The 2,867-nt window shown below is 43.2% G+C and carries 3 protein-coding genes; 2 read left to right on the forward strand and 1 reads right to left on the reverse strand.

All coding sequences use genetic code 11. From position 1 onward, the window contains the following. Positions 1–260: 260 nt before the first annotated feature. Complete coding sequence (locus tag IQ246_RS29305) at positions 261–1,235, forward strand: cyanophycinase (protein ID WP_194006793.1); 975 nt, start codon at positions 261–263, stop codon at positions 1,233–1,235. Between the two features lie 65 nt (positions 1,236–1,300). Here the strand turns inward: IQ246_RS29305 and IQ246_RS29310 are convergent, their stop codons facing one another. Then, positions 1,301–2,467: a cysteine desulfurase family protein gene (locus IQ246_RS29310; protein WP_194006791.1), complete on the reverse strand. Its 1,167-nt coding sequence runs from the start codon at positions 2,465–2,467 to the stop codon at positions 1,301–1,303. Positions 2,468–2,596: 129 nt separating this feature from the next. Between IQ246_RS29310 and IQ246_RS29315 the strand changes: the two genes are divergently transcribed. Continuing rightward, the gene (locus IQ246_RS29315) at positions 2,597–2,794 is read left to right on the forward strand and encodes a hypothetical protein (protein ID WP_194006792.1); all 198 of its coding nucleotides are present in this window, start codon (positions 2,597–2,599) and stop codon (positions 2,792–2,794) included. Positions 2,795–2,867 lie beyond the last annotated feature (73 nt).

Raw genomic sequence — 2,867 nt, forward strand, 5'->3', positions numbered from 1 at the left:
CCCACAAAGGGGTGGAGTTTTTGGGCATGAGGGAGTATCCCCAATGCCCCATGCCCAATCCCCAATGCCCAAAGAATAAATAATTACTCTGAGTTATTTGGCGTTAAAAAACAGTACAAGCCCTGTACGCTGGAAATTTCACCCTTTCTGGTGCGAGAGTTAGCAGTAATTGCAGTATGCACCAGAAGTTTAGTATGACGACAAAGGCATTCCCAAATATCGCAGGGTACTTGAAAAGTGCAGGAATCAAGTTTTTGGAGATGGGAAGCTTCCTTATAACCAGTTTTATCGCAAGCTGGAAACGCTACTTCCTGGGCGACACTGTTGAAGTTCGCCCCGCCTTGGATGTCCATCCCACCTTAGCTGGCCCTGTCCTTAGCTTAGGTGGGGGTGGCCCCGATGTAGATGACGCTATTCAGTGGATGATCAACCAGGTTAGGGGAGGTACTAAGTACACCACCAAAGTTGATGTTGTAGTTATCCGCACTTATGGTAATCACGATTACAATCGGCTAATTTATGCCATGAAGGGCGTGAACTCTGTGGAGACTCTTGTTATTAGCAACAGACAAGAAGCTAACAAAACTGAGATTGTTGAGAAAGTCAGAAAAGCTGATGTAATTTTCTTCGCTGGCGGCGACCAATGTCAATACATCCGCAATTGGAAAAACACCAAGCTAGAGACTGCCATCAAGTCAGTTTACGCTAGAGGAGGTGGTATTGGTGGCACTAGTGCGGGTGCGATGATCCAAAGTGATTGCGTCTACGATGCTTGTGCTTCTTCCGAAAAAGGCATTGAAACCAGAGATGCACTTGAAGATCCGTACCGGGATATTACTTTTAGTTACAACTTTTTCAACTGGAGCAATTTTAAAGGAACCATCGTAGATACGCACTTTGACAGGCGCGAAAGAATGGGTCGAATTATGGCCTTTATTGCTCGTCAAATTAAAGACGGTGTATCTAGAAGTGTTTTAGGTATAGCGGTTAGCGAAAGTACATCGGTTGTTGTGGATAAAGACGGTCTAGCGAATGTTATAGGTAGAGGTGCAGTATACTTTGTACTTGGCGATCATCTACCTGAAGTCTGCGAACCCCGAACTCCTTTGACTTTTTCCAACTACAAAATTTGGAAACTTCGCAGTGGCGACACCTTCAACCTCAAATACAGACCGACATCAGGCTATTATCTCAGGAGCGTCAAAAGGGGAAGGATTGACTCAAATCCCTATTGAGTCAAGAGTCAAGAGTCAAAAGTCAAAAGTCATTAATTATTCTCTCCCCCCACTCCCCCACTCCTCTACACCAGAGTTGCTTGTTTGCGTAAACTTTGAATAGTAGCGATCGCATGTTTGGCTACGATATCGATCTCCTCTTGGGTATTAAACCGTCCAATGCCAAACCGCACTGAGGCATAAGCTAGCTGTTCTGAGTGTCCCAGTGCTGTGAGAACATGGGAGGGTGCAGTGATTGCCGATGAGCAAGCAGAACCAGAAGACACTGCCATTACTGGCTGCAATCCTAGCAAAAGTGCGGCTCCATCCACCCCCTCAACACTAATGTTTAAGTTTCCCGCCAGTCGCTGTTGAGGATGTCCATTGAAATGAATTCCCTCCAACTGTGAAAGCACGTTCCACAGTCTTCCTCTAAGTTCGGTGAGGCGTTGGTTTTCTGTCGCTTGTTCAGCCAAAGCTATTTCTACAGCTTTACCAAATCCGACAATTTGCGGTGTATATAAAGTACCAGAACGCATCCCGCGCTCATGTCCACCACCATGCTGCTGAGGAGCAAGTTGTACTCTGGGGTTCCGCCTGCGGACGTAGAGCGCTCCGATGCCTTTGGGACCATATACTTTATGTGCAGTTAATGACATTAAGTCGATTTTTATTGCTTGCACATCTAGGATAATTTTACCAATAGCTTGGGCTGCATCGGTGTGGAATAAAACTTGGCGATCGCGGCACATTTCCCCAATTTCTGCTAAAGGTTGCAACACGCCAATTTCGTTATTTGCAGCCATGATCGATACCAAAATTGTTTCAGGACGGAAGGATTTTGCTAATTCAGTTAAATCAATCAGTCCATTTTGTTGAACAGGGAGAATAGTGATGTCAAAACCGAGGGTTTTTAAATAGTTACAAGGGTCAATAACTGCACTATGTTCAGTAGCAACAGTAATAATATGCTGTCCTTTCTTAAAATAAGCTTCCGCAACACCTTTAATAGCTAAATTATTAGCTTCGGTAGCACCACTAGTGAAAACAATTTCCTCTGGTGTAGCGTTGATTGCTGCTGCCAAAATTCCCCGCGTTTGTTTAACAGCTGCTTCTGCTTCCCAACCGTAAATATGACTAATACTGGATGGATTGCCAAAGTGTTCTGTAAAGTAAGGTAACATTGCTGCCAGTACTCGCTCATCCACAGGCGTAGTAGCATGGCAATCGAGGTATATAGGGCGAATAGACATAACAACGTAGTAGAGGAAAAGTAAACGTCATGGGAGGTGTTCGATATCATGATAAAAAAAGAATGTGTTATTTTATCGATAAAGGTAACTCAACAGGCTTTTATGAACAAATAAAAAAGTTACATATTTTTGTTTGTAAAAAATGAGTGGATTAATCAAGGAAATCTAGAAGATAAGTTTACATCATCTGAAGTAAAAAGGCTCATTATACTAGATAATGCTAGCTACCATAAAAAGAAAGATATTCTGGAAAAAATAGAACAAGAGATGCCGAAGGGAGCATCCCAGTTTTTTGCAAAGAAAGCGAAAATCAGTCAGGATAAGTAAGACGAGTGTATTTACTTAGCGATGACCCCAGAACAAAAACAAGCTCTTCAAGAACACATTCAAGCGATCGCTA

The sequence above is a fragment of the aff. Roholtiella sp. LEGE 12411 genome (assembly GCF_015206995.1).
Lineage (GTDB): Bacteria > Cyanobacteriota > Cyanobacteriia > Cyanobacteriales > Nostocaceae > Komarekiella.

Bases quoted from the DNA above. Each gene is read 5' to 3' on its own strand.
- IQ246_RS29310 (WP_194006791.1), bottom strand. From the start codon at position 2,467: ATGTCTATTCGCCCTATATACCTCGATTGCCATGCTACTACGCCTGTG.
- IQ246_RS29305 (WP_194006793.1), top strand. From the start codon at position 261: ATGGGAAGCTTCCTTATAACCAGTTTTATCGCAAGCTGGAAACGCTAC.